The following is a 25092-nucleotide window of genomic DNA, read 5'->3' as shown; positions in this document are numbered from 1 at the left end:
ATTTTGCAGAGCAGGTTCTATAATAAAATGAGAAGTGTGCGCTGGCGCCTGGGAGCGGGTTTGGCTCTCCCGGCAGCTGCGTGCAAAACGGCGGCAACGCTTTCAGGGCGTGCTTTCCCAACAGGGAAAGGAGCCGGGGAATGCAGGACCGCAGGGAAAGGGGCCGAAATGGAATATTTTACGCTGAATAATGGGGTGAAGCTGCCAGCAGTAGGCTTTGGAACCTGGGATGTACGGGGCGAGGCCGGCAAACAGGTGATTCTAACGGCACTGGAGGTGGGCTATCGTCTCATCGATACGGCCCAAATGTACGGGAACGAGGAAATTGTGGGGCAGGCAGTACGGGAAAGCGGCCTTGCCAGGAAAGACGTCTTTATTACCACCAAGCTCTATCGTCCCAGCTGCAGCTACCAAAAGGCCAAGGAAGGCATTGCCAAATCCCTGGAAGCACTGCAAACGGACTACCTTGACCTGCTGCTGATTCATGAACCTTACGAGCAGGCGCTGGAAATGTACGAGGCCCTGAAGGAAGCCTATGCAGCAGGCAAAGTTCGGGCCATTGGCATCTCCAATTTTGAACCTAAAGATTACGACCGGTTCCTGAAACAGTGTGGGCTGGTGCCTGCGGTCAATCAAGTGGAAGCCCATGTGTATTATCCGCAGTTGGAGCTCAAGGCACAGCTGGACCGCCAGGGCACGCAGATGCAGTCCTGGGGGCCTTTTACCGAGGGGCGGCGTAATATCTTTGCCCAGCCGCTGCTGAACCAGATTGGGGCAAAATACGGCAAGACGGCCGGCCAAACGGCGCTGCGCTATCTGCTCCAGAACGGGATTGCCGTAATTCCCAAATCGGTGCACCGGGAGCGTATGGAGGAGAACCTGCATTGTTTGGATTTCCAGCTGACGCCGGAGGATATGGCCCAGCTTAGCACGTTGAACGAAGGCCGTTCCTTGTTTGGATGGTATTAAGGACCTTGACGGGCCGGGCAGAATCCCGGTCGTCTTGGGCTGACAAGTCATTTAGCATTCTGGTAATATGTCAAGCATATTTTTTTTAAGATATTCTATGTATTAATCAAAAAAAGGGCGCACTTCACCTGCACCCGATGTTGCTTCAAAAAAACGGGTGCTATTTGAAATCGTTATTCTGTTCGGCGTTCAACTTTCCGCCGGCGTACAGTTGGTTTTTGACCAGCAAACCAAAAACGAGTCGTACTAATTTACGAGATGCAAGCGCGAGTGCTCTTTTATGCTGATGCTTTGGCACTTCAGCATATTTCTTGGCGTAATACTCTGCGTATTCAGGGATGTATCTTCGGACACTGTTTGCAGCCTCTCCAATATAATTACGGAGATATGTGTTACCCGTTCTGAAAACGGGTGTTTCCTCGGCCACGAAGTCGCCTGAATCGCTCTTGCGCCAAGTAAGTCCAACGTATTTAGCTAGCGAATCAGCTGAGCGAAAAGCGGAAATATCACCAATCTCAGCGAGAATGCCAGCAGCCAAGACTGGTCCAATACCAGGAATGGACCGTAGAATCATGTAGGCGTTAGGATTAACGCCCTTGACCGTCTTTTCTATAGCATGATCAATTGCCTTAATTTCCTTCTTGTAAGACTCAATACAGTTGAACGAACTGGCCAGAGCGATTGTCAGGGGTTCAGCTGCACGCTTATCAAGACGATAGGAATCCTGGGCGGCCTTTTTTAGCAATTTAGAGGTTTCAGCTAAGTTTGTAATGCGATTCCGGCTTTTTTTTGCCAGAAATTGTAGGAGCTCTTCTTCGCTGGCATCCACAATATCCTGTACAGAAAAGAATTCTGTCAAAACGGCAGCTGAAGTGGTCCCAAAAATGTTACTAAAGGGCTGTGATTCCTGATCCAAAATCTCCAGTTCACTAAATTTAAGAAACAGATTGGAAATCATGTAGGTCTTTTCTCTTGTGATGCATTCAGCGAGGTGCAGTCGGTGCCGTGTCAGACGCTTGAGTGCAAGAAACTGACTGCCTCTCCAGGGAGAACTCTTGATTTTGCCAACCCGAGCTAAATCAGAAATGATATATGCGTCCGTTGAATCAGTTTTGGAAAGGCCAATAAAAGTTTTTCGGTAATTCGCTGTGATTTTTGGATTGAGACAATAAACATACGGATGAAAAGGCATGAGAATTTCGCTGGCTGACAGGAAATTGGCAATATGAATACTGTACATGGAGGTGGATTCTAATGCGAAAACGATAGTATTTAGATTTCGATGAGAAAGCATACATTTACAGATAGCATTCGCCAATTTTTCAGCGCCAGGCTGATTATTAGGGAAAGAATCAGAAAGAAGCTTATTCTGTTCAAAGTCCATGGCATAGACAACATTGGATTTTGAACTTACATCAATACCGACGTATAAAGTTGACAAAGTGTTGATCTTAATCATGATATCATCCTCCTTCCCAGATCAGATTTGTGAAGCCTGAGCAAAAGGTTTATCCCAGGCATCATGAAGTAACCGCAACCTCGCGCAATTAGCATTCATCCTGTCAGCCTTTTTGCTGGTGCTAAGGCAGGAGATGCAACTTCTGTGTTAGCGGAGTAATGCTTCATGAGCTGGGCCGCATGCTAAAGGGAGCAGACACAGACGAACTGGCTGCAAGGGGAGATAGCAGTGCCTCCGGACATCAGACTCTACTGATATCGTACCATGGGAAAACCTTTTGTTACAGAGCTTCAGATTGTATAGACGGGAAACCGGAAGAGGAAAATTCTCCGAATGGTTCTTACCGCTATACGCACAAAAAATATGTATGTGAGCTGTTTTTAATAACTCACATACATATCATACGAGGGGAGGCATAGCATGAAAAAACTCTTAACGATGACCCTGACGCTGCTGCTGGTGCTGGGGCTGACGGCCTGTGGCCAAACGACCCAGGGAAATTCGGCTGGCAGCAAGGCGGCTGCGCCTGCGGCCGGAGAAAAGACGGCGGCTGGGGAAACCAATCCCGGCCATTTTGATTTGAAAGCTGGCATGGTGACGCTCAACAGCGGCTATAAAATGCCCATTATGGGTATGGGCACCTATTCCCTCAGCGACCAGGTGTGCTACGATTCCGTTACCACTTTCCTCAAAGCAGGAGGGCGGCTGATCGACACGGCTTACGCCTACAACAACGAGGCCGCAGTGGGCCGGGCTATCCGGGACAGCGGGGTGCCCCGGGAGGAAATCTTTGTGATTACCAAGCTGTATCCCAGCCAGTATGGGGACCCGGAGGCGGCCATTACCCAGGCGCTCAATACCCTGAATATTGGCTATATCGACATGCTGTTGCTGCACCATCCCGGGGAAGGGGACGTGAAAGCCTACCAGGCTATGGAAAAGGCGGTGGCAGCGGGGAAAATCCACTCCATTGGCTTGTCCAACTGGTACCAGGCGGAGCTGGAGAAATTCCTGCCCCAGGTGCAGATTACGCCGGCCCTGGTGCAAAACGAAATCCATCCCTATTACCAGGAGCCGAACGTGGTACCCTATATCCAGAAATTGGGTATTACGGTCCAGGGCTGGTATCCGTTGGGCGGCCGGGGCCATAACCAGGAACTACTGGGGGATAAGACCCTGGCGGCTATTGCCAAAGCCCACGGGGTTACGCCTGTCCAGGTGATTCTCCGGTGGAATCTCCAGCGGGGCGTGGTGGTGATTCCCGGTTCCAGCAATCCCAAGCATATCAGGGAAAATCTGGATTTGTTGGGCTTTAGCCTGACGGACGAGGAAATGGCGAAAATTGCGGCACTGAATCGGAACGAGAAACACGATTGGTATTAAAAAAACTGCGCGGCACGAACAGACTTCGTGTCACGCAGTTTTTTTGCTTTAGCGGTACTTTTTATCCATGGTATGGAGGATTTGGGCGGCTGCCCGGACATCCTCGGTGGTAATGCCTTTGTAGAAAATCATCCGGACGAATTTATCCAAAATGGGGTTAATCAGCAGCCCCTGTTCCTTGGCTTTGCGGCAGAACTCGTGGTTGGACAGGCCGGTGGGGGTGACATCCAGCAGCAGGATATTGGTCTGGACGGCTTTGGGGTTCGGGGGTACGATGACGTTCAAATCCTGGAGCAGGGAAGCGCACAGGGCACAGTGGTCATGGTCCTCCTGGAGCCGGCCTCGGTTGTGCTCCAGGGCATAGATGCCGGGGGCTGCAATGATGCCGGCCTGGCGCATACCGCCGCCAATCATTTTCCGGGTATCCCGGGCCTCCCGGATGAAGGCATTGGTGCCGCAGAGCAGGGAGCCAATGGGGGCCGCCAGGCTCTTGGACAGGCTGAAATCTACGGAATCCGTGTACTGGCACAGCCGGGCCACGGTGGTTTTAAGGTGCAGGGCGGCATTAAAAATCCGCACGCCATCGGTGTGGACGGGCACGTGGTACTGTTGGGCCAATGTGTAGATCTGTTTCAGGCTTTCTTCCGTAATGCAGGTGCCGCCAGAGAAATTATGCGTATTTTCCAGGCAGAGCAGGGAAATACCGCCTTTTTTCAATTGGTCTTCAATGACATTCAGGTCCGGCTGGAAATCTTCATCCAGAGGGTACGTAGCCCGCTGGAGCTGGCCAAAGCGGGGAGAAAAAGCGGTTTTCTCGCTTTTGTCCAGGTGCTGGAGATTGTTGACCAGTACACGGTCTCCTGGCCGGCACCAGGTAAGCAGGGCCGTCAGATTGGTCATACTGCCGGAACAGCAGAGCAGCCCCGCTTCCTTGCCGGTAAGGGAAGCTGCCAGGTCTTCCAGTTTGTTTACCGTGGGGTCCTCGCCCCGGCCATTTTCGTCAATGCGTCCGTCATCGCCTACCGGGGCGGTGAGGATGGTTTCCAGCATGGGCAGGTCAGGCTGGGTTAAGGTGTCGCTGCGCAAATCAATCATAGGGGGCCTCCGTAACAGGGAATAAAAAAATAGACAATTTTATTATAGTGTAGAATAGGAGAAGTGCAAAGAATAAAATAAAGGGAGGAAAGAAATAAATATTTGTCCATATAAACGAACTTATATGTGTCGAAAATGAGAAAAGTAAAATTTAAAAAGACAAAAGTACGCGTGTAAAAGCACTGTAACAAAAGAATACACAAAATAACAGGTACATGAGTGTATAAAATAAAACGAAAAATAACAAGGAAAATACGAACATTTCCCTATAGAAGGAAAAAGTTGAAACAGGTTTATAGCATATAATATTATAATATTATAATGTTTCAGCAACGCTGAAAATAGGGAGGAGATTGCAGTGACTTGGCAAATGTGGTTGGTAATTGGATTGTTTTTCTGGGTGTTTATTGCCCTGAATTGGAAGATTGCTGATCCGATTATCGTGGGGATTTCGATTCCTACAATACTTGCGCTGACCGGGATTTTGAATCCGGCAACGGCTTTTTCGGATTTTTCCAATTCAACCTGTATGTTCTTTATGAGTATGTTTGTCATTGGACGGGCCATTATGAAAACCGGCCTGGCAGACACCATCGGCAGTACCATCATTAACCTGATTGGCAGGACGGAAAGACGGCTGACCCTGAGTGTGGCGGTAGTTTCTGCCAGCATGAGCGCCTTTTTGAACGATACAGGGACCACCGGGTGCCTGATGCCCATTGTAGGGGCTATGGCCCAAAAGGCCCATGTGAAGCTGTCCCGGATTTACATGACCTTGGCTTTCTTTGCTTCCATGGGCGGTACTATCACTCTTGTGGGTACCACACCCCATATCATTGCCAGCGGCCTCTTGGAAAAAGCCGGGTATCAAGGCTATGGCTTCTTTGAATTTACCAAAGTAGGTCTCCCCATTACCATTATCGGCGGGCTGTATATGTACTTTATTGGCAGCAAAATGCTCCCTGAAGTAGAAACCAGTTATGACGATGTACCGCCGGTAGCCAAGAAGGATAAACGGGGCATGGTGATTACGTCTCTGGTCTTCATTATTTTGGTGGTAGCTATGGCTACCAAGATTATGCCTTTCCATTTGGCTGCTGTATTGGGCAGTATCATTGTGGTAGTTACCAAATGCATTACCGTAGATGATGCCATTTCTTCTTTTAGTATGCCTACCCTGTTCCTGGTAGCCGGTGTGTTCCCCTTGAGCGGCGCTATGGCAAAGACGGGTGTAACCCAAATGCTGATTGGTTTCCTGGGTCAATATACCTCTTCCGTAAGCCCCTATGTGGGAATCCTTTTGATTTCCGGCCTGACGGCTTTCCTGACCCAGTTTATGATGGGCACGTCCTTGTCCGCTATTATGCTGCCCTTGGGCATTGTGTACGCCCAATCCCTGAACTTGGATCCTCGGGGTGTGGTTATGGCCATTGCCGTGGCATCTTCCTTGGCGTTCTGCACACCCTTTGGCACTGGGCCCAACCTGCTGGTGTGGAAACCCGGCGGCTATGAAATCAAGGATTATTTCAAGGTGGGCCTGCCGCTGGTAACCCTGGCTTGGCTGGTAGCTTCCACCATTATCTGGTATTTTTACGAATTTATGAAATAAAGAAGAAAATTTGAGGAGGTCTTGAAAAATGTTTTTGCTGAATGAACGTGTACAAGGTGTGACTCCGGAACTATTGGATTTGTATGAAAAGGTTTGTCCTTCTACCATTGGTCATATGACTGACTTTGGTTTCATTACCGGGCTAAAGCCCTTCCAGAGCAACTTCCATTTTGTGGGCAATGCGGTAACGGTGCAGCTGCCCCATATGGATTCCATTGCCATCCATAAGGCCGTGGATGTGGTAAAACCGGGAGATGTGCTGTGCGTCAATACTTGCAGTGAATACGACCGGGCTCCTTTGGGCGAACTGGTGGGCTATGCCTATAAGACCAAAGGCGTGGCTGGGGTTATTATTGATGGCTGCATTACAGACGTGAAAGCCTTGAAGGAAATGGGACTCTTGATTTATTCCTATGGCGTCAGCGCCCTGACTACCCGCAGCCTGGGTATTGAAGGCATGATCAATGTACCCATTGCTATCCAGAATGTAGTGGTAAAACCTGGTGACCTGGTGGTGGCTGATGATGATGGCATTTTCGTAGTGGATCCCAAGTTTGCCAAGGAATACGGCGAACGGGCCATTGCCAAACAAAATGGCGAACCGGCTACCAAAAAGCGCATTGACGCTGGAGAAAGCCTGCCCCATATCAACGGAAACTACAAATATTTTGAGAAAGCGTGAGCGGGATGGAAGCGTTATTAGAAGTAGAGGCGAAAGCCTTTATAGAACAAGATCAGGAGTATATCCGGTCTTTCCGCCGGAATATGCATCAGCATCCGGAGCTGAGTTATAAGGAATTTGCAACAACCCAGCGGATTGCTGCAGAATTGGAAAAACTGCCAGGTGTGGAAGTAACTACCTGGGAAGGAAAAACCGGAGTAATGGGTGTTCTGAAAGGTGGTAAACCCGGTAAGGTGTTGGCTCTGCGGGCGGACATCGATGCTCTGCCCATGACCGAAAAATCCGGACTGCCTTTCCACTCCTTGGAGTCCGGGGTGGCCCATAGCTGTGGCCATGACCTGCATACTTCTGTACTGTTGGGTACGGCCCGGGCAATGAGCCAGGTCCGGGAAAATCTGCCAGGTACAGTGAAGTTTATTTTCCAATGTGCGGAAGAAGCTTTGGGTGGTTCCGAAAGCATGATTGAACGGGGTGTCCTGGACGACCCTAAGCCAGACGCTATTTTTGGGCTTCATACTTGGCCTTTCCTGCCGGCAGGTACCATTGGCTTTAAAGCTGGTTCCTTTATGGCTTCGGCGGATTCTTTAGATGTGGTTATCGAAGGAAAATCCGGTCATGCGGCCCATCCAGACAACTGTGTGGATCCTATTGTGGCTGCAGCTGCGGTTATCCAAGGGGTGCAGAGCATTGTCTCCCGGGAATTGCCGCCTACCAAGGGCGCGGTGGTTTCCTTCTGCGTAATCCAGGGCGGTACGGCTCGGAACGTGATTGCGCCTTCCGTTACTTTGCAGGGAACGGTGCGTACCACGGATACGGAGGTGCGCAACAGCATGGAAGTACGGCTGCGCCGAATTATTACTTCCATTGCTGCAGGGTATCGCTGCGAAGCCAAGATTACCTACACCAAGGGGCCGGCTCCGGTTATGAATGATGCGGCACTGACGGATTTGGCTCGGAACGCGGTAAAGGCTGCCTTAGGCGAAGAACAGGTCAGCGAGCTGGCAGAACCCTCCCTGGGAAGTGAGGATTTCTCTGCCTACCAGGAACGGATTCCTGGGGTGCTGTACCGTTTGGGCACGGCCAATGACAATCCCCAGTCCAAACTGGGGATGCACAATCCGGCCATTATTTTTGACGAAAAAGCTCTGCCTACGGGTATTACGGCAATGACTTCTGTTGCCCTTGCCTATCTGGAAAAATGATATAATGAGGTGCGCAGGAAAATGTAAGGTTTTCCGGCGCACCCTTTTTCCAAAGGGGATAACCCAAGAAGGCGAGTGGAACATATGGCAGAACCATTGCATGAAAAAATCTATCAATATCTGTATCAAAAAATACAAAAGCATGAATACGAGGAAGGAGAAAAGCTGCCCACGGAAAGTGAGCTGAGCGATTTCTTTCAAAGCAGCAAGGCGCCGGTACGCCAGGCGTTGGAAAAATTGGGACTGGAAGGTTTTATCGTCCGCCGGCCGGGCAAAGGCACTTATGTAGCCGTTCATCAGGCCTGGCCCCATTTAAATCTGGGGGGCTTTGGACAGGAGTTTTCCGAGAAGTCGGCGCTGATCTATTGCAGAACCTTAAAGGTAGAGGAAGAACCCCTGCCTGCCTTTTTACAAGGAGAACCGGGTTTGGAAAACTGCTTGACCATTACAGGGGTAACCCGGGTTCGGTATTATAAAAGCAAGCCCCTGTACTATTTGCACCATTATGTGGCCGGGTTGGAACGGGAGCTGATTCAGCAGGAAGAAAATTTTGCTTCCATGCTGGCCTTGTATGATAAGTACCATCGGGCCATTGGGCAGACGGCGGAAGTCTTGGAAGCCGTAGGGGCCCAGGGAGAAGCGGCAAAGCAGCTGCAGGTGCCGGAGGGAACTCCGGTGATGCAGGTAAGCCGGAAAACGTATGGGCAAGATGGCAGATTGGTTGAATACGTACGATTTTATGTACTGACAGCGGACTGGAAGTACCGGACCAGCTACAAGAACCGGGAATAAGGTCCGTCAAGCAATAATGGATGGGAGGCTGGAATATGGATACTAACACATTGGTAGAGAAGTATGAGCAAGAGATGATTGGGGTGCGGCGCACGATTCATCAGCATCCGGAACTAAGCAACAAGGAGTTTGAGACCACCAAACGGATTGAGAAGTTCCTCAGAGACTGTGGCATTGAGGTGCTGGAGGTGGGCATGAAGACGGGCTGCATCGGGCTCTTAAAGGGCGGCAAACCCGGCAAGGTAGTGGGCCTGCGGGAAGATATTGATGCCCTGCCCATTGTGGAACAGACAGGGCTGCCTTTTGCCTCCTGTGAGGAAGGGGTAATGCATGCCTGCGGTCACGACATCCATCAGACGGTGCTGATGTACACGGCCAAGGCCTTGTCCGAAATCAAGGACGAATTGGCTGGTGATGTGCTGTTTATCTTCCAGCCGGCAGAAGAAGCGCTGTATGGTGCTTTGGAAACCTTGGCAACGAAGTTCTACGAAAAGGTTCATCCGGACGTGCTGCTGGGGCTGCACTGCTCTCCAGAATGGGATGCAGGCACCATTGGGGTCATCAAAGGACCGGCCAATGCGTCTTCAGATTTTCTTACGGTGACGGTAACCGGTAAGGCTGGGCACGGGGCCCACCCGGAAAACTTTGTGGATCCCATTATGATCAGCGGGTATCTGCTGGCGGAACTCCAAACGGTGGTATCCCGGGTGAACCGGCCGGTATTTCCGGCAGTGCTGACCTTTGGCTCCATTCATGGGGGCAAGGCTGGCAATGTGGTGCCGGAAAAGGTGGAAATGGTGGGAACTCTGCGTTCCCTGGAACCCAATAGCCGGAAACTGATGCATGAAGAAATCAACCGGATTGTGGAACATGGGGCTGCGGCCTTTCGGGGCAAAGGAACGGTAAAATGGGACGATGGTATGCCGCCGCTGATTAACGATGATAAGGTCATTGATGCTGTGGTGAAGGCTGCCGGGGAGACCATTGGAGCGGAGAACGTAAAACCCATTCCCTATCCTTCCACCGGGTCCGACGACTTTTCCTGGATGTTCCCCAAGCTGTGTCCGGGAGCCCAATTCCGTTTAGGCACGGGCAACAATGAGGACAGCGATACCCGTTGGGGACTGCATAATCCGAAAAACGTATTCGATGAAAAGGCTTTGGCCACAGGGGTGAAAGTCCTGGTGCAGTTTACCCGGGACTATCTGGGCTAAGTCACTGAAAACAGGGGGAGGAAGCCAATGAAAGCGAAGGAATTTCCACAAACAGTTGCACTTTTGTTTTTCTTGATTTGTTTTGCGGCCGTATTGACCTGGATCCTGCCGGCAGGGGAGTTTGATACCCAGAAGGTGGGGAATGTAACCCGGGTAGTAGCAGGTACGTATCATGCTGTTAAGCAGACGCCTCAGGGACCCTTTGCGGTACTGAATGCGGTAGTTATCGGTTTCCAAAGAGCGGCTGTGCTGTTTGCCATGGTGCTGTTTACGGGCTCCGCGGTGCACATGATGCAAAAAAGCGGGGCTGTAGAAGTAGCTTTTAAATCTTTGACCACGGGCGGCAAAACAGCCAACCTGGGTGCCATTATTTTCGTAATCATGGCCTTCATGTCCGTAGGCGGCGCCACCGGCGTATTTGCCAATCCTACGGTAGCGTTGATCCCTATCGGCATGGTGGTAGCCAAGACCATGGGATTGGATGCAGCGGCCGGCTTTATGATGATTTACCTGGGTGCCTATTCCGGCTTCAACGTAGGCTGGGCCAATCCGTCCACCCTAGGGGTTGCGCATCCTATTGCGGAATTGCCGGTGTTCTCCGGGATGTCCGTGAGGTTTGTGTTCCATGCGGTGAACTTCGTCTTGAACTATCTGTTTGTTATGCGGTATATCAAGGGGATTCAAAAGAACTACACCACCAGTCTTTGCTACTATGACGGCATGGCAGAAGCTGACGTTATGGGGGATAAGCTGGGCGAAACCGTGGAAAGCTCCGGTAAAATGACTGGAGTACAGAAATTCTGCATGGGTACTATGATTCTGGCCATTGTGGCTATCATGACCGGTGCAGTAGTCGCCAAGTGGGGGAACCAGCAGATTGCGGCCATTATGTTCCTGGCGGTAATCCTTCAGGGGGCTGCCCAAAAGCTGGGGGTCAACGGTACCACCAAGGAATTTATCGAAGGGTGCAAACCCATGTTGAATGCGGCTTTCATCATCGGCTTTGCCAATGGCATCTCCGTTATCCTGAAAGACGGGCACATCCTGAATACCATTGTGTACTATTTGTCCATTCCCATTGGGATGTTCGGCCCGGTGGTGGGCGCCATTCTGATGTTCTGGGCCAACCTGTTCATCAACCTGTTCATTCCTTCCGGTTCCGGCCAGGCTGCTGCGGTAATGCCGCTGATGGTGCCGCTGGCCGACCTGACGGGAATTACCCGGCAGGTAGCTGTGCAGGCCTTCCAGTTTGGTGATGGCTTGTCCAACTGTATCGTTCCTACGGCAGGGACCATCATGGGCTCCCTGGGGATTGCAGGCATTGCCTACAATCGGTATGCCAAATGGTTTGCTCCTTTCCTGCTGCTGCAGAGCATCCTGGCCTCCATTGCGCTGGGAGTCTTACAGGTTGCTGGTTGGACGGGACTATAAGCATATAGAAAATCCGGAGTGCAAACTCCGGATTTTTTTGTGCACAAAAAGCGAGAAAACCTGCTTTTCCTATGATTCCTTTTTGGTATAATAAGAGTTAGAGAGAAAATATGCAGCATAGCTTAAATACAATCGAATAACAGGTATTTCTGGTCGATGGCGGGACTGGCAGCAGGGCAGCAAGGGAGTTCACCGCGCTGGTAACCGGGAAGGCTTGGTATTCAATCGCAAAGAGAGTGGGAGCGTTCACATGGAAAAGAAAGTCTATGATACGTATGTACAGATTCTAAGAAATGAATTGAAGGTTGCCCTGGGCTGCACGGAACCCATTGCCATTGCCTACGCAGGGGCCAAGGTCCGGGAAGTGCTGGGTCAGATGCCCGAGCATTTGGAAGTGGGCTGCAGCGGCAACATCGTCAAGAACGTGAAGGCGGTAACGGTGCCCAATTCCGGCGGCCAGCGGGGGATTCAGGCTGCAGCTGCCATGGGTGTTATCGGAGGAGATGCTTCCCAGGAACTGGCGGTGTTGGAAGCGGTAAAACCGGCGGATATTGAAAAATGCAAAGCGCTTTTAAAAACAGATTTTGTAGACTGTAACCTGGTAGAAAATGTGGCTAATCTTTATATTGATATCAAAGCTACCGCAGGGGAACATTCTGCAGAAGTGGAAATCCAGGATTACCATTCCAACATTACGAAAATCGTCAAGGACGACCAGGTGCTGCTGAACCGGGACAATGCCGCCGGCAAGGAAGCTGCACCGGTGGGACCGGACAAGAGCCTGCTGAACGTAAAGGATATCTTGGAATTTGCTGATACGGTGGATCTGAAAGAGGTTCAGGACGTACTGGAACGGCAGATTGAATACAATACGGCCATCTCTGAAGAAGGACTGAAGCATCCCTACGGGGCTGAAATCGGACGGACTTTGATGGAAGACTTTGATACCAGCAAGGTGGAAGTCCAGGCCAAAGCGCTGGCTGCGGCGGGCTCCGATGCCCGGATGAGCGGCTGCCCCATGCCGGTGGTAATCAACTCCGGCAGCGGCAACCAGGGGATTACGGTGACCATGCCGGTGGTGGTGTATGCCAAATACTACCATATTCCCCAAGAGAAACTGTACCGGGCGCTGATTGTCAGCAACCTGATTTCTATTCACCAGAAACGGTATATCGGCAGCCTGTCCGCCTACTGCGGGGCTACCAGTGCGGCCTGCGGCAGCGGGGCCGGCATTGCGTACATGATGGGCATGAACTACGAGGAAATCAGTGAAGTCATCACCAACAGCATTGCCACCATCGGTGGCATGGCCTGCGATGGTGCCAAGTCTTCCTGTGCGGCTAAGATTGCGGCCGCAGTGGAATGTGCTACGGTGGCCATCCATATGGCCCGGAAGAAACGGGCTTTCAAGAGCGGCGAAGGCTTGGTGAAAGATAATGTAGAGGAGACCATTGCGGCCATCGGTGATATGGGCCGGGTGGGGATGAAATCCACGGACGTGGAGATTCTGAACATTATGCTGGATAAAATCAAGCCACTAGAGAACAAGAGATAAAGGACTAGCAGAGGAAAACTTTCTCCGTCAGCCCCCTTTCCACCACCCTTTGGGCGGTTCCCCTTCCCCGAGTGGTTCGCATTGTACCAATCAGCCGCGCTCTTCGAGCTTGCTTCTTGGAATGCTATCACAGAGGTCGCATTAGCCGGTCCTCCATTGCTGCCTTGATGTGGACGACCGGATGCGACTCCCAAACGTGGAAGGTAGTGGCTGCCACCTCCTCCAACGCTTTGCGCTCATATCCAATTATCAAGGCTGTAAGCCGCAGAGAATTGGTTAATATGAGCCATGTGATAGCGGCCTGCAAAGCGAACCCGTAGGGTGAAGCTGCGCAGCGAGCCGCGAACCACTGGAGGAGCCTGTAGTAGAAAAAATCATTGTGGCCATTGGTGATATGGGCCGGGTGGGAATGAAATCCACGGATGTGGAGATTCTGAACATTATGCTGGATAAGATTAAGCCGCTGGAGAACAAAAACTAAAGATTCATGGGGGAACTGTCGGGTTTGTGCCTGCGTGCTATAATACCTGTAGAAACCCAAAGGAGGAATATCCTATGATTACAATGTATGGAAGCCGCATTTGCATCGATTGCCGGAATTTCCTGGCGCTCATGGCCAGCCGGAAGCTGGAAAAGGAGTTCCAACTGGTAGATATTACGGAAAATACCACCAATATGAAGCGGTTTTTGACCCTGCGGGATCATCAGCCGGTCTTTGCAGGGGTACGGACCCGGGAGCCGGAAAGCGGCATCGGGATTCCGGCCTTCCAGAAGGAAGATGGAACGCTGACGTTAAGCGAGGACGAAGCGCTGTCCTGGATTGGCCAGCCGCCTATGACGGAAGCGGAACACGTGGAGAAAAGATAAAAAACGGCAGCAAAAAGCCCTGGAGCATCAGCAGATGCTTCAGGGCTTTGTCTATTTTAGGTTAGTCTTCCGGATCAAACAGGAACAGGCGGTGGCGTTTGTCGGTGGCCAGTTTGGTAAACCGGTCATATTGCCGCAGTACGTCTACAATCAGTTCTTCTTTTTTCATATAGCGGACGGGGTAGCCAATGCGGCCATCGGCAAAGTAGCTGACGGGCACGTACATGACTTCCCGGTTGATTTGGGGCATGGCCGGGTTTTCGGTAGCAAATTCCGATACGTCGGTTTCCTGGCACATGACACCGTAGGTAAAGTTCCGCATGGTGCTTTGGACAATGGTAAATTCGGCCCTGGGCATATTGTAGGGGCCGTTCATCTTTACCGTGGCTTTGACTCCATAGTTTTCCATTTCTTGGGCCAGTTCCTTAAAGGCAGGAACAGCGGTGTTCCGGATAAAGTCCCGGGCGTGATTCAGGTCCGGGGAAATGGCCATGGAATGCAGCCGGTCCTGCCAGGCGGAGCCGGTCCAATAGGAGGTGCAGGCGGACAGGCCGCGGCCAAAGTAGTCTTCGTCTACCAGGAGGCCTTTGAACAGGCAGAAGCACAGCAGCAGGAGAATCAGCAGGAAGGGCAGGGCCATAACCATATTCATGGCCTGGAGGGCGTCCAGACCGCCGGTGTACAGCAGCAGGATGGCCAGGGCTGCCAGTACGGCGCCCCAGAGAATGCTCTGCCAACGGGGGAATTGGGTACCGCCGGAGGAGGCAATGCCGTTTACCACGAAAATCCCTGAGTCGGCGGAGGTTACAAAGAACAGGGTAATGACCACAATGGACAGAAAGGAGGTAATCTGGCTGAAGGGCAGCTGGTGCAGGAAGGCAAACAGCATACTTTCGGTCTGCCCGGTAAGGCCGGACAGGATGCCCTTGTGGGTCAGGTCCACCCAAATGGCGGTGTTGCCGAAAACCGTCATCCACAGCAGGTTAAATACCGTGGGCACCAGGAGTACGCCCAGGATAAATTCCCGGATGGTGCGGCCCTTGGAAATCTTGGCGATGAACATGCCCACAAAGGGGGACCAGGTAATCCACCAAGCCCAGTACATAACGGTCCAGGAAGTGAACCAACCCTCGTTTTGGGGGTCGTAGGCAAAGGTCCGGAAGCTCAGGGGAACCAGGTTGGCAATGTAGGCGCCCAGGTTTTCCGTAAATGCATTCAAGGTGAAAACCGTGGGACCGGCCAGCAGAACAAACAGCATCAGGCCAAAGGCCAGCAGCAAATTGATTTCACTCAGATACCGGACGCCTTTGCTGACGCCAGAAATTGCAGACAGAATGGAGCAACTGGTGCAGACCAGAATGATGAGTACCAGGGTGGAGGGCTGGACGGAATCGATCAGGTGGATTTCCTTAAAGCCCGCCGCCAGCTGCAGGGCACCGTAGCCCAGGGTGGTAGTGATACCGAAAATGGTACAGGACAGGGCCACCACGTCGATGAAGCGGCCGATGGGGCCGTTGACCTTATCTTTCAGGATGGGGAAGAAGGCCCGGCGTACGGTCAGGGGCACGTGGTAACGGAACCCGAAGTAGGCCAGGGCCAAGCCCAGGACGCCATAAATGGCCCAGGCGTGGATGCCCCAATGGAAGAAGGTATTCAGCATGGCGGTTTTGGCCTGGTCATTGACAGACAGACCGGCGTGAAGGGGCTGGGCAAAATGGGAAATGGGTTCCGCTACCCCAAAGAACATCAGCCCAATGCCCATGCCGGCCGCAAACAGCATGGCCAGCCAGGAGAAGAAGGAGTGCTCCGGTTCGTCATCATCGTTGCCCAGACGAATATTCCCCAGGTTGCTGACGCAGAGAATCAGCAGAAAAATCACGAAGAAAGAGGCTCCCAGGATGAACAGCCAGCCGGTAGAGCTGGTAATCCAATGCCGGGCCTGGGTCAGATAGGTTTCGGTGATTTCTGGAAAGGCTGCACAGCCAAATACTACGGTGAAAATAATGATGATGCTGGGAAGGGTAATTCCCGGATCAAACGAAGTATACTTTTTCAATTTTTCCCATGTGCTCAATAGGATTCCCCCTTTTGGAAATGCGTTTGTTTAGAATGACAAAAAACATGCGTTTTCGCTTTCAAAAATATGCGTGTTTTGATACAAATTATCATACATAATAACTAATTATACCACAAAATGTATTAAAATTGCTAATTTAGCAAAACGTTAAATGCATAAGAAAGTTATAAAAACCGAAAACCCGCATGGAGACTGGACTTGTAGGTCAGAAAAAAATACGGTTTTTGCATGCAATTGGACGCAAAAATGGCGAAAAAACCGTCAGTTTTTGCAGGCACAAGGAGTGACCTACAGGGGAGTATGGTTTTTGGCCAGCGAGAAAAAATTGAGGATAGGTATAAGCCCCAGTTTATCTTGGTGTACGAATTCCTGCCTTTTACAAAGGGGGGCCTTCGCCGTATAATCAAGGTAAGGGCAGGACGGCGGCAGTGGGCCGCCAGGGTCCAGTCCGCGTAACCCATCGTTTGCAGGTGTTTTTCTAAGGAGGGATACTATGGATTTAGGTTTAAAAGATAAAGTGGTTTTGGTGATGCATTCGGCTTCTGGCTTGGGCAAGGGAATTGCCACGGAAATGGCCAGGGAAGGGGCCAAAGTGGTGCTGGCTACTTCCGGGCCCTACGAACAGCGGATGCGGGACGTGCAGGAAGAAATTGCCCAAAAGACCGGCAACCGGCCGGAAGGGTTTGTGTGCGACCTGCTGCACCCGGAAGAAATTACCCGTTTGGTGGATCAGGTGGTCAGCCAGGTGGGGGATATCTGGGCGCTGGTGAATGTATGCCCTGGGCCCAAGCCCGGCACCTTTGACAAGTTTGGCGATGAGGACTGGGAGGAGGCCTTCCACCTGTGCCTGCTGTCCTATGTGCGCACCATTCGGGCGGTACTGCCTTCCATGAAGCGCCTGGGCGGCGGCCGGATTCTCAACAGCACGTCCTCCTCGGTAAAGGACTGCCTGGATAATCTGCTGCTGTCCAATACCATGCGCATGGGTGTGGTGGGGATGAGCAAGACCCTGGCCCGGGAAGTGGGGCCTGACAACATCCTGGTGAACGTCATTGGACCGGGGCGGGTAGCTACCAAGCGTATTGACCAGCTGAATAGAATTCGTGCTGAAAAGCAGGGACTGTCCCTGGAAAAGGTGGAAGAAGACGATATGGTGAACTTCCCCCTGGGCCGCTACGGCACCACGGAAGAATACGGCCGGTTGGCTGCCTTTCTGTGCAGCGAGGCCAACAGCTACGTATCCGGACAGACCATTCTGCTGGATGGCGCCATGACCAAGGCGTATTAAGAGCTTTTGTAAAAACTGGATTCTCCTCTGAACGGCGGGGAATCCATTTTTTTTGTTGCATACTATTCCTAATGGGAATGGGAAAAGGTTATTTTTCTTCATTTTTCAGCATACCCTTCGAATCTTATAATAAATACATAAATAGATTCGGAAAACTCTGAACAAATGAAGGAGGAAGTATCATGTCAATGGCGCTGGTGGCGCTCCTGTTTCTTCTGGGAGCCATTGTGCTGGGCTTTGTGAAAAAGTCCAATGTGGGATTGATCTGTTTGGGACTTACGGTGATTTTGGGCCGGCTGGGGAATATTCCCTTGGGCAAAATGTACGGTGGGTTTCCGGGAAAGTTGTTCCTGACCCTGCTGGGAACTATGTTTTTCTTTAGCCTGCTTCAGGAAAACGGTACCTTGGAAAAGGCTTCCAAGAAACTGACCCGGCTGTGCGGTACCAAGGTGTTCCTGGTGCCCATTGTGATTTATCTGGTAAGCTATATTCTCTCGGCCATTGGACCTGGAGCCATCAGTGTCCAGACGGTGATGGTGCTGTTTGCAGTGCCGCTGGCCTTCCAGCTGGGGGTAAGCCCCATTCTTATGGGAGTCATGGCCATTCTGGGTGCTGTGGGCGGTACGGCGTCTCCCATTGCCCTGACGGGAATCATTGTGGGGGATTTGCTCAGCGAAATGAACGTGGCCATGCCGGGCAATGCCATTTTCCTGGGGGTAACCGCGGCCAACGTGATGTGCGCCCTGGTGGTGTATCTGCTGTTTAAGGGCTGGAAGCTCCGGGGGGAAAGTACCCAAAGCCAGGAAGCCATTGCTTTTGACGGCATTCAGAAATTCAGCCTGCTGCTGATTGCCATTTTGTTTGTGGCTGTGGTAGGCTTCTCCCAGGATGTGGGCTTTGTCTGCTTTACCCTGGCTTTTGTGCTGCTGATGACGGGCAAGGTGGACGAGAAGGCGGCGGTGAAGCGGCTGCCCTGGAATACGTTGATCCTCATCTGCGGCATCAGCGTGCTGATGAACCTGGTGAAGCTGCTGGGGGGTATCGATTTGATGGCCAAGGGTCTGGCCTACTTTATGAACCAATATACGGCGGCAGCCTTTATGGGGATGACCGGGGGTATTATGTCCTGGTTCTCCAGCGCCAACGGAGTGGTGTTCCCCACGCTGATTCCTACGGTGTCCAAGGTGGCAGCCAATGTAGGCGGGGCATCTCTTATCCAGATGGTGGCAGCCATTGTGTGCTCGGCTACTGTGGCGGGCATCAGTCCCATGTCCACCGGCGGTTCCCTGATTATGGCCGGGGTGGCCCAGGAAGAACGGGGAAAAGCGGAAGAAGCTGGTTTGTTTGCTAAATTGTTTGGCCTGTCCGCCCTGTGCGTGGTGATTGTTTTTGCCTTCACCCTGGCTGGCGGTCTGAAATTCTTGTCCTAGGAGGAAACGCTATGACCATTTATGTAGGTTCCCGGACTACCAAAGCCAGAAAGGCGGAGGGAGAAGGGATTACAGTATACGAAGAAAAAGGCGGGAGCTGGCAGAAGTTCCAAACGCTGCCCTGTCTGGAAAATCCGTCCTATTTCTGCGGCAACCGGGCGGGCAGCCGGCTGTACGCCATCCATGGGGATGGGTGCACGGCCACTGCTCTGGCAAGAGCCAAGGACGGCACGCTGACCGAACTGAACACGGTGCCGGTGTACGGCACTAACCCTGTGCATTTGGTGCTGAGCCCCAAGGAAACGTCCCTGTACGTGGCCAGCCTGGAAACCGGCAGTGTGGCCCAGGTGGCGGTGGAAGCGGACGGGAGTCTGGGCGCTGTTCGGCAGCTGACCTTTGTGCCCGGGCAGCCCGGCCATGGGTACGTTTCCCATCCCCACCAAGTATGTCTGGATCCCAGTGGCCGCTGGCTGCTGGTACCGGCCCAGGGCCGGGACCACGGGGTGGGCGGGGTAACGGTGTACGCCATTCATCCGGAAACGGAAGAATTGGAAGCCCGTTTCTTCTGGCAGGCACGGCCTGGTGCAGAACCCCGGCATATGGCCTTCCATCCCAATGGGAAGTTTGTGTACCTGGTGAACGAAAAGGACAGCACGGTGCTGTTCTTCCACTTTGACCCGGAAACGGGGAGTCTGGAACCCCAGCAGCTGCTTACCAGCCTGCCGGAGGATTACTTTGGTCCCGGCTGGGCCAGCGGAATCGTTATGGGGAAAGGGGGCCAGGCACTGTACGTGTCCAACCGGACCCACGACTCGGTGACGGTGTATGCCCTGGAGCCGGAAACTGGCCGGATGACCTATGTCCAGAACGTGCTGACCGGGGGCCGTCAGCCCCGTTTCATCGGGCTGAATCCGGAGGGTACGGAGCTGGTGGCGGCCAACGAGCTGACCCATACCCTTAGCCGGTTTGCTGTCCAAAAAGCTGGAACGCTGGTAAAGAAAACGGAGGAAATTCCTGCGGGTTCGCCGGTGTGCGTGTGGTGGCAGGCCTAAAGCAACAAGAAAAAAGCAGTCTTGTGAACGGAAGCGGCGTTCACAAGGCTGCTTTTGTTTTTAGCGGACAATTGTTCCTGGACGGCGGGCCTTCAGGGCTGGAAGTTTTCCAGGGCCAGATTGGCGGTGAGCCAGCTTTGGGCCAGGGGAAGCAGGCGGCGGCCGCTGTCGGTCAGGCTGGTTTCCCGGGCGCCCTGGCGGCGGGCAATCAGGTCTGCGCCCACCTGGCGTTCCAGCTGCTTTAGCCGGTAGCTGACGGTGGCCTGGGATACGTAGAGCAGGCGGGAGGCTTTGCTGATGTTTTTGACCTCAGTCACAGCCAAAAAGGTTTCAACCAGATCTTTTTCCATGCTAAGCCTTCCTTTCTGCCCTTTGCTGGGCACGGTCCTGAAATGTTGGAAAAAACGCTGCTCCAGTCTGGAGACCGTCAGAGGGTGAAGGTTTTGAACGGTACTGGAGCCAGCGTTTTGTCTTGCTCTTATCATAGCAAAAATCTGAAATTTTGGCGAAATGATATTTTGGTATGTACTTATATGAATTTATTTATAGCTCCAGGAAAACTTGAAAATTTTCCTGGAGCTATAAGCTGTGGGTTATACGAGTATATAAGATTACGACTTTTACGGACGGGAGTGGGCTTGCTATAATCAAAAGAGGGACCCAATTCTTATAATGACTGGATTAAAGAAAGGTCCAAATTGCCGCCGGAAAGAACGAATACGACTTTTTCTTCCGGGGTAACGTGGAGTTTGCCGCATTGAATGGCGGCGAGACCGATGGAGGAAGAAGGTTCTGCCAGTACCTTGCCTTCTGTCAGCAGCAGTTTCATGGCGGGCAGCAGGGCTTCTTCGGGAATGTCCAATACTTCATCTACTTTATCCCGAACAATGGGGAAGGTTTTATCCCCGGGCCGCAGGGTGGCCACGCCGTCGGCGATGGTGTCCACCTGGGGTACGGTTACGGGATGGCCGGCTTTCAGGCTGGCAGTAAAGCGGGGAATCAGGGCCGGTTCGCAGGCGTAGACTTTGGTCTGGGGCCGGATGGCTTTTACGGTGGTGGCAATGCCGCTGGTGAGCCCGCCGCCGCCAATGGGAATGACCACTGCATCGGGATTGGGCATATCCTGGAAGATTTCCAGGGCAATGGTGCCCTGGCCGGCCATGACGCCGTAGTCGTCAAAGGGCGGCACGTAGCAATAGCCCCGCTCCTGCTGCAATTTTTCGGCAATGGCAAAGCGTTGGGGCTTTTCGCAAAGGACCACTTCGGCACCCAAATCCAGGACGGCCTGGATTTTGATGGCCGGCGCATGGGAGGGAATCACCACCGTGGCCTTGATGCCCAGCATTTTGCAGGCGTAGGCAACGCCCCGGCCGTGGTTGCCGCTGGAAGCGGTGACAATGCCCCGGGACCGTTCCTCCGGGGACAGCTCCAGAATCCGGTTTAGGGCGCCCCGAATCTTGAAGGAATGGGTCAGCTGCATACATTCTGCCTTGACGTATACCTGGCAGCCCAGAAGGGCGTCCAGAGCCTCTAGATGAATCAGGGGTGTATGGTAGACGTAGGGAGCCAGGCGGTTTTGGGCCTGGAACACAGTTTCAAGGGATAACATGGTGGTGATACCTCCTTACAGGAATAATTTCTGCTTCCATGGTAAGCCGGAAACCTGAAAAATACAAGCAGGAAAGTGCACCGTTTTGTTGGGCTTGGTCTGGGAAAGGCGCAGGCAAAAGAGAAAGAAAATCGCTATAATAAAACTACAAGGCAGCAAGAAGCAAAGCTTCTCACATAAAAGCAATTCACAAAGGAGAGATGAGTAATGAAAAATCCCGTACCGCAAGGAAAATACGTGCCCGCCGTCCGGGCTGGACAACTGATTATGACCGCCGGCATGACGTCCCGGAAAGATGGGGTGCTGATCTACACCGGAAAGGTGCAGGCGGACAAGCCCCTGGAAGAATACAAGGAAGCCGTCATTCAAGCGGCTGCCAATGCTCTGACGGCTGCCAAAAACCAGCTCCAGGAAGGGGAAAAAATTGGCCGGGTACTCCAGATGATTGTGTATGTCAACGCCGCAGAAGGCTTTGTGGACCACACCAAACTGGCGGACTTTGCTTCTGAATATCTGACGGAACAATTGGGAGACGCTGGGGTTTGTGCCCGCTGCGCCCTGGGTATGGCCAGCCTGCCGAAAAACGCGCCGGTGGAGATTTCTCTGACGGCTGTGGTAGGGTAAGGGAAAGAACTATTAGTTTGTGCTGTTGGGGCGGAACCTTCGGGTTCCGCCTTTTTGTGCGGTCTGCGAACCTGAAGTGTGCTGGCCTGGGGAATCCCCTCAGCGGTTCGCCGTATTCCAGTCGTCATCGCCTTGCAGGCTCGACTCCTGGACGGCTGTCGCAGGGGTCGTATATTCCATTTCTCTACGGCCAAGGCCTTGAGAAATGGATACGACTCCCTTAGTCATCCTGCGGTGACAGTTCTCCCAGTGGTTGGTGCTATGGGCGCCCGCTGGGCCGGGGCCCTCCGGGCCAATTGAATTGGACTTCATTCGGGGGTGTGAAATAATAAAATTGCTGAACTAAACTTCCTCAGTCAGTCCTACGGACTGCCAGCCCCTACACGCTTGCAGGGGCCGGTCTTGGGCCTATACGAGTCATGTGCAAAATGGGTATAGGAAAAGAAATCATAGTTACGTAGATGATTGTAATATCCCGTTTTATCACATGTCCAGTAGTGGATAGGAACGCTTCCTGAGTGGTTCGCCGTGCTCCGTAGTGGTTCGCAGCTAGCTGTTCATCTGCACTCAAAGAGCTTGATTCACAGGCTGCTATCACATGGCTCATATTAGCCAATAATCCCTTAGAATTTTTGGTGGATTATTGGATATGAGCGCATCCCCTTCACCCTGCGGGTTCGGCTCACGGACGGCTATCACATAGGTCGCATATACCAAATGTCCTCGGGAAAATGCATTGACATTTGGATGCGACCGTAAAGCGTTGCGTTCGCGTCCAAACAGCGCTACAGGTATTCCAAAAGCTGTTTGGAATACGCGAGCCATGCGATAGCTGCCCAGAAGGCAAGCCCGAAGGGCGACGCCGCCTGGCTAGCAGCGAACCACTGTAGGAAGTATCGCATTTTCCTTTATAGCCCCCTTCAAGCGTGAAGGGGGTGGCAGCCGAGAGGCTGACGGAAGAAGTTTTCCAGGATTCAGGCGACGATAGAAGTTTTATTTTTTCATACCTCCTTTTTGTGCGGTCAGCGGAGGTTTGGGCGGCCCTTCGGACTCCTGGACGAAACCCCATCCCGGCTGCGCTTACTCTCTTGGGGCGCAGCCACCCTTCCCCTTCTCCTGTTCGCTGCGCGAACAGGTAAGCGGAAGGCAAGTCGGCCTGCGGCCGCAAAAAATACCCTCGTTAAAATAAAATTTACTCGATGTTCTTCATTTGCTAAACTCTCTTCGACGCCTTTCGCCGCCACCACTGAAGGAGCCTATTGGGTTTGAACTATCTCTGCCGACTGCGTCGGCATCTCCTCCACGTTTGGAGGAGACAAATAGGAAAAAGCCCCGGACTGGAGGGGCCAGTCCGGGGCAGCAACGGTATAGCATTTTTGGAGTATTAGCTGTTGAATTTTTCCACATCCAGGGAATCCAGGGATCTGGCTACGATGATGGTGCCAGCCATATCGCCGGAAACGTTGGCGGTGGTATGGACAATGTCCAGGATGGGCCATACGGCAGCCAGCAAGGGTACCAGGGTCAGGGGCATGCCTACGGTTTGCAGCAGCACGGAGGACATGACAATCCCGGCGCCTTTTACACCAGCGGCCCCTACGGAAAGTACCAGGCCCAGGAAGATGAACTGGACACAGGCCCCGATGGTAATGGGTACGCCAAACAGGTTGGATGCAAAGACGGAAATTACGCCGATGCCGCAGGCCATGCCGTTCATATTGCAGGTATTGCCCAGGGGCAGGCAGAAGCCGTAGATGTTTTCAGGAATGCCCATTTTTTCATTGGCAATCTTTAATTCCAAAGGCAGGGTAGCAGCGGAAGAGGTGGTGGAAGCAGCCACAACCATAATGGGGGCTACGTTCTTCAGATACTGGATGGCGCTGAGCCGGCCCAGGAATTGTACCAGCAGGGGCTGGATGATGAAGATGACTACCAGGCATACGGCCCAGTCGGTGGCGATAAAGTTTACAACCTGGTACAGCATACGGCCGCTGATGGTGGTCATCATGTCCGCAATCAGGGCGAAAATCCCGATGGGGGAGTATTTCATGACCAGGTCGGTCATCTTTAACATCACGTTGGCGGCTTGGTCAATGAGTTTGACAACGCCGGCACATTCGTCGCCCAACAGCAGCAGGACAATACCGGTGAGCAGGGCAAAGATGATGATTTGCAGGGTGTCGCCTTTGGCCAGGGATTCAAAAATGTTGGTGGGAATCCACTGGATCATGTTGGACAGAAAATCGTAGGAAACGGTTTTCCCGGATTCGGAAGTCAAGAGGTCCGTTACGCCTTTGCCGGGTTGGGTGAACAGGGCGAACAACAGGCCCAGAGCGGCGCTGACCGCGGAAGTAATTAGGTAATAGCAGACAATGCGGATACCTACGGTGTACAGGCGCTTGATGTCGCCCATCTTACACACGCCGCTGATCAGGGTAAAGAGCACCAAAGGTGCAATCAGCATTTTTAACAGCCGCAGGAAGATGTCGCCCAGGAACTTGATGTGGGGTACCACACCGGGTGCGTAGACGCCCACCAGGATGCCGGCAACGATACCGATGAGAATCTGTTTCCATAATGCCATATGAATGAGTTTCTTCATGAAAAAAACCTCCCTTGTAGTCCGGGGATGTTTGGCGGACGGCCCGGCTTCCATGCGTGTGATTCTTAGCTAAAAATATTATAGAAAAAAACAAGGGCCTTTTGCCAATATGTAAATAGATATCACCTTATACAAAAATACGTATGGGAAAA

At 52.4% G+C, this 25092-nt stretch carries 20 protein-coding genes; 14 read left to right on the top strand and 6 right to left on the bottom strand.

Annotated elements, in window-relative coordinates; translation table 11 throughout:
* The first annotated feature begins 168 nt into the window (after positions 1-168).
* Positions 169-969, top strand: a complete 801-nt coding sequence (locus LKE88_RS08380) for an aldo/keto reductase (protein ID WP_276803336.1) — start codon at positions 169-171, stop codon at positions 967-969.
* Positions 970-1129: 160 nt separating this feature from the next.
* Here the strand turns inward: LKE88_RS08380 and LKE88_RS08375 are convergent, their stop codons facing one another.
* Positions 1130-2428: an IS110 family RNA-guided transposase gene (locus tag LKE88_RS08375; protein ID WP_105325814.1), complete on the bottom strand. Its 1299-nt coding sequence runs from the start codon at positions 2426-2428 to the stop codon at positions 1130-1132.
* A 420-nt stretch (positions 2429-2848) separates the two neighbouring features.
* Here LKE88_RS08375 and LKE88_RS08370 point away from each other — a divergent pair, with 420 nt between their 5' ends.
* Positions 2849-3811, top strand: a complete 963-nt coding sequence (locus tag LKE88_RS08370) for an aldo/keto reductase (protein ID WP_276803335.1) — start codon at positions 2849-2851, stop codon at positions 3809-3811.
* A gap of 48 nt (positions 3812-3859) precedes the next feature.
* On the opposite strand, the gene LKE88_RS08365 is transcribed toward LKE88_RS08370, so the two are convergent.
* A complete protein-coding gene (locus tag LKE88_RS08365; protein WP_118286776.1) occupies positions 3860-4906 on the bottom strand; it encodes a GntG family PLP-dependent aldolase in 1047 nt (348 codons plus the stop codon).
* 370 nt (positions 4907-5276) lie between these two features.
* Here LKE88_RS08365 and LKE88_RS08360 point away from each other — a divergent pair, with 370 nt between their 5' ends.
* From LKE88_RS08360 to LKE88_RS08325, 8 genes are all read left to right on the top strand, one after another.
* Positions 5277-6515: an SLC13 family permease gene (locus tag LKE88_RS08360; protein WP_105326466.1), complete on the top strand. Its 1239-nt coding sequence runs from the start codon at positions 5277-5279 to the stop codon at positions 6513-6515.
* Between the two features lie 28 nt (positions 6516-6543).
* Positions 6544-7197, top strand: a complete 654-nt coding sequence (locus LKE88_RS08355; protein ID WP_105326465.1) for an RraA family protein — start codon at positions 6544-6546, stop codon at positions 7195-7197.
* Between the two features lie 5 nt (positions 7198-7202).
* Positions 7203-8399, top strand: a complete 1197-nt coding sequence (locus LKE88_RS08350) for a M20 metallopeptidase family protein (protein ID WP_105326464.1) — start codon at positions 7203-7205, stop codon at positions 8397-8399.
* An 84-nt stretch (positions 8400-8483) separates the two neighbouring features.
* Positions 8484-9191, top strand: a complete 708-nt coding sequence (locus LKE88_RS08345; protein WP_118286775.1) for a GntR family transcriptional regulator — start codon at positions 8484-8486, stop codon at positions 9189-9191.
* A gap of 35 nt (positions 9192-9226) precedes the next feature.
* The gene (locus LKE88_RS08340; RefSeq protein WP_276803331.1) at positions 9227-10405 is read left to right on the top strand and encodes a M20 metallopeptidase family protein; all 1179 of its coding nucleotides are present in this window, start codon (positions 9227-9229) and stop codon (positions 10403-10405) included.
* A gap of 27 nt (positions 10406-10432) precedes the next feature.
* Complete coding sequence (locus LKE88_RS08335; RefSeq protein ID WP_105326461.1) at positions 10433-11836, top strand: YfcC family protein; 1404 nt, start codon at positions 10433-10435, stop codon at positions 11834-11836.
* A 250-nt stretch (positions 11837-12086) separates the two neighbouring features.
* Entirely contained in the window at positions 12087-13391 is a 1305-nt protein-coding gene (locus LKE88_RS08330; RefSeq protein ID WP_105326460.1) for an L-cysteine desulfidase family protein, read from the top strand.
* Between the two features lie 555 nt (positions 13392-13946).
* Positions 13947-14258, top strand: coding sequence for a hypothetical protein (locus LKE88_RS08325; RefSeq protein ID WP_105326459.1), 312 nt, complete (start codon positions 13947-13949; stop codon positions 14256-14258).
* Positions 14259-14319: 61 nt separating this feature from the next.
* Here the strand turns inward: LKE88_RS08325 and LKE88_RS08320 are convergent, their stop codons facing one another.
* Entirely contained in the window at positions 14320-16332 is a 2013-nt protein-coding gene (locus tag LKE88_RS08320) for a BCCT family transporter (RefSeq protein ID WP_105326458.1), read from the bottom strand.
* Between the two features lie 496 nt (positions 16333-16828).
* Here LKE88_RS08320 and LKE88_RS08315 point away from each other — a divergent pair, with 496 nt between their 5' ends.
* From LKE88_RS08315 to LKE88_RS08305, 3 genes are all read left to right on the top strand, one after another.
* Complete coding sequence (locus tag LKE88_RS08315) at positions 16829-17623, top strand: SDR family oxidoreductase (protein ID WP_105326456.1); 795 nt, start codon at positions 16829-16831, stop codon at positions 17621-17623.
* 182 nt (positions 17624-17805) lie between these two features.
* A complete protein-coding gene (locus tag LKE88_RS08310) occupies positions 17806-19053 on the top strand; it encodes an SLC13 family permease (protein ID WP_231086343.1) in 1248 nt (415 codons plus the stop codon).
* Between the two features lie 11 nt (positions 19054-19064).
* Positions 19065-20105 carry a lactonase family protein gene (locus LKE88_RS08305; RefSeq protein ID WP_105326454.1) on the top strand — a complete coding sequence of 347 codons (1041 nt, stop codon included), beginning with the start codon at positions 19065-19067 and terminating at the stop codon, positions 20103-20105.
* Between the two features lie 92 nt (positions 20106-20197).
* On the opposite strand, the gene LKE88_RS08300 is transcribed toward LKE88_RS08305, so the two are convergent.
* Positions 20198-20455, bottom strand: a complete 258-nt coding sequence (locus LKE88_RS08300) for a LysR family transcriptional regulator (RefSeq protein WP_276803328.1) — start codon at positions 20453-20455, stop codon at positions 20198-20200.
* A 317-nt stretch (positions 20456-20772) separates the two neighbouring features.
* A complete protein-coding gene (locus tag LKE88_RS08295; protein ID WP_276803326.1) occupies positions 20773-21714 on the bottom strand; it encodes a threonine ammonia-lyase in 942 nt (313 codons plus the stop codon).
* Between the two features lie 207 nt (positions 21715-21921).
* Here LKE88_RS08295 and LKE88_RS08290 point away from each other — a divergent pair, with 207 nt between their 5' ends.
* Positions 21922-22338: a RidA family protein gene (locus LKE88_RS08290; protein ID WP_105326451.1), complete on the top strand. Its 417-nt coding sequence runs from the start codon at positions 21922-21924 to the stop codon at positions 22336-22338.
* Between the two features lie 1384 nt (positions 22339-23722).
* Here the strand turns inward: LKE88_RS08290 and LKE88_RS08285 are convergent.
* Positions 23723-24940 carry a dicarboxylate/amino acid:cation symporter gene (locus LKE88_RS08285; RefSeq protein WP_105326450.1) on the bottom strand — a complete coding sequence of 406 codons (1218 nt, stop codon included), beginning with the start codon at positions 24938-24940 and terminating at the stop codon, positions 23723-23725.
* Positions 24941-25092: the final 152 nt, after the last annotated feature.

It is taken from the genome of Acidaminococcus hominis, from assembly GCF_022484025.1.
Classification (GTDB): Bacteria; Bacillota; Negativicutes; order Acidaminococcales; family Acidaminococcaceae; genus Acidaminococcus; species Acidaminococcus hominis.
The sequence above is the reverse complement of the archived record's forward strand: the minus strand, read 5'-3'. Positions and strand labels throughout refer to the sequence as shown.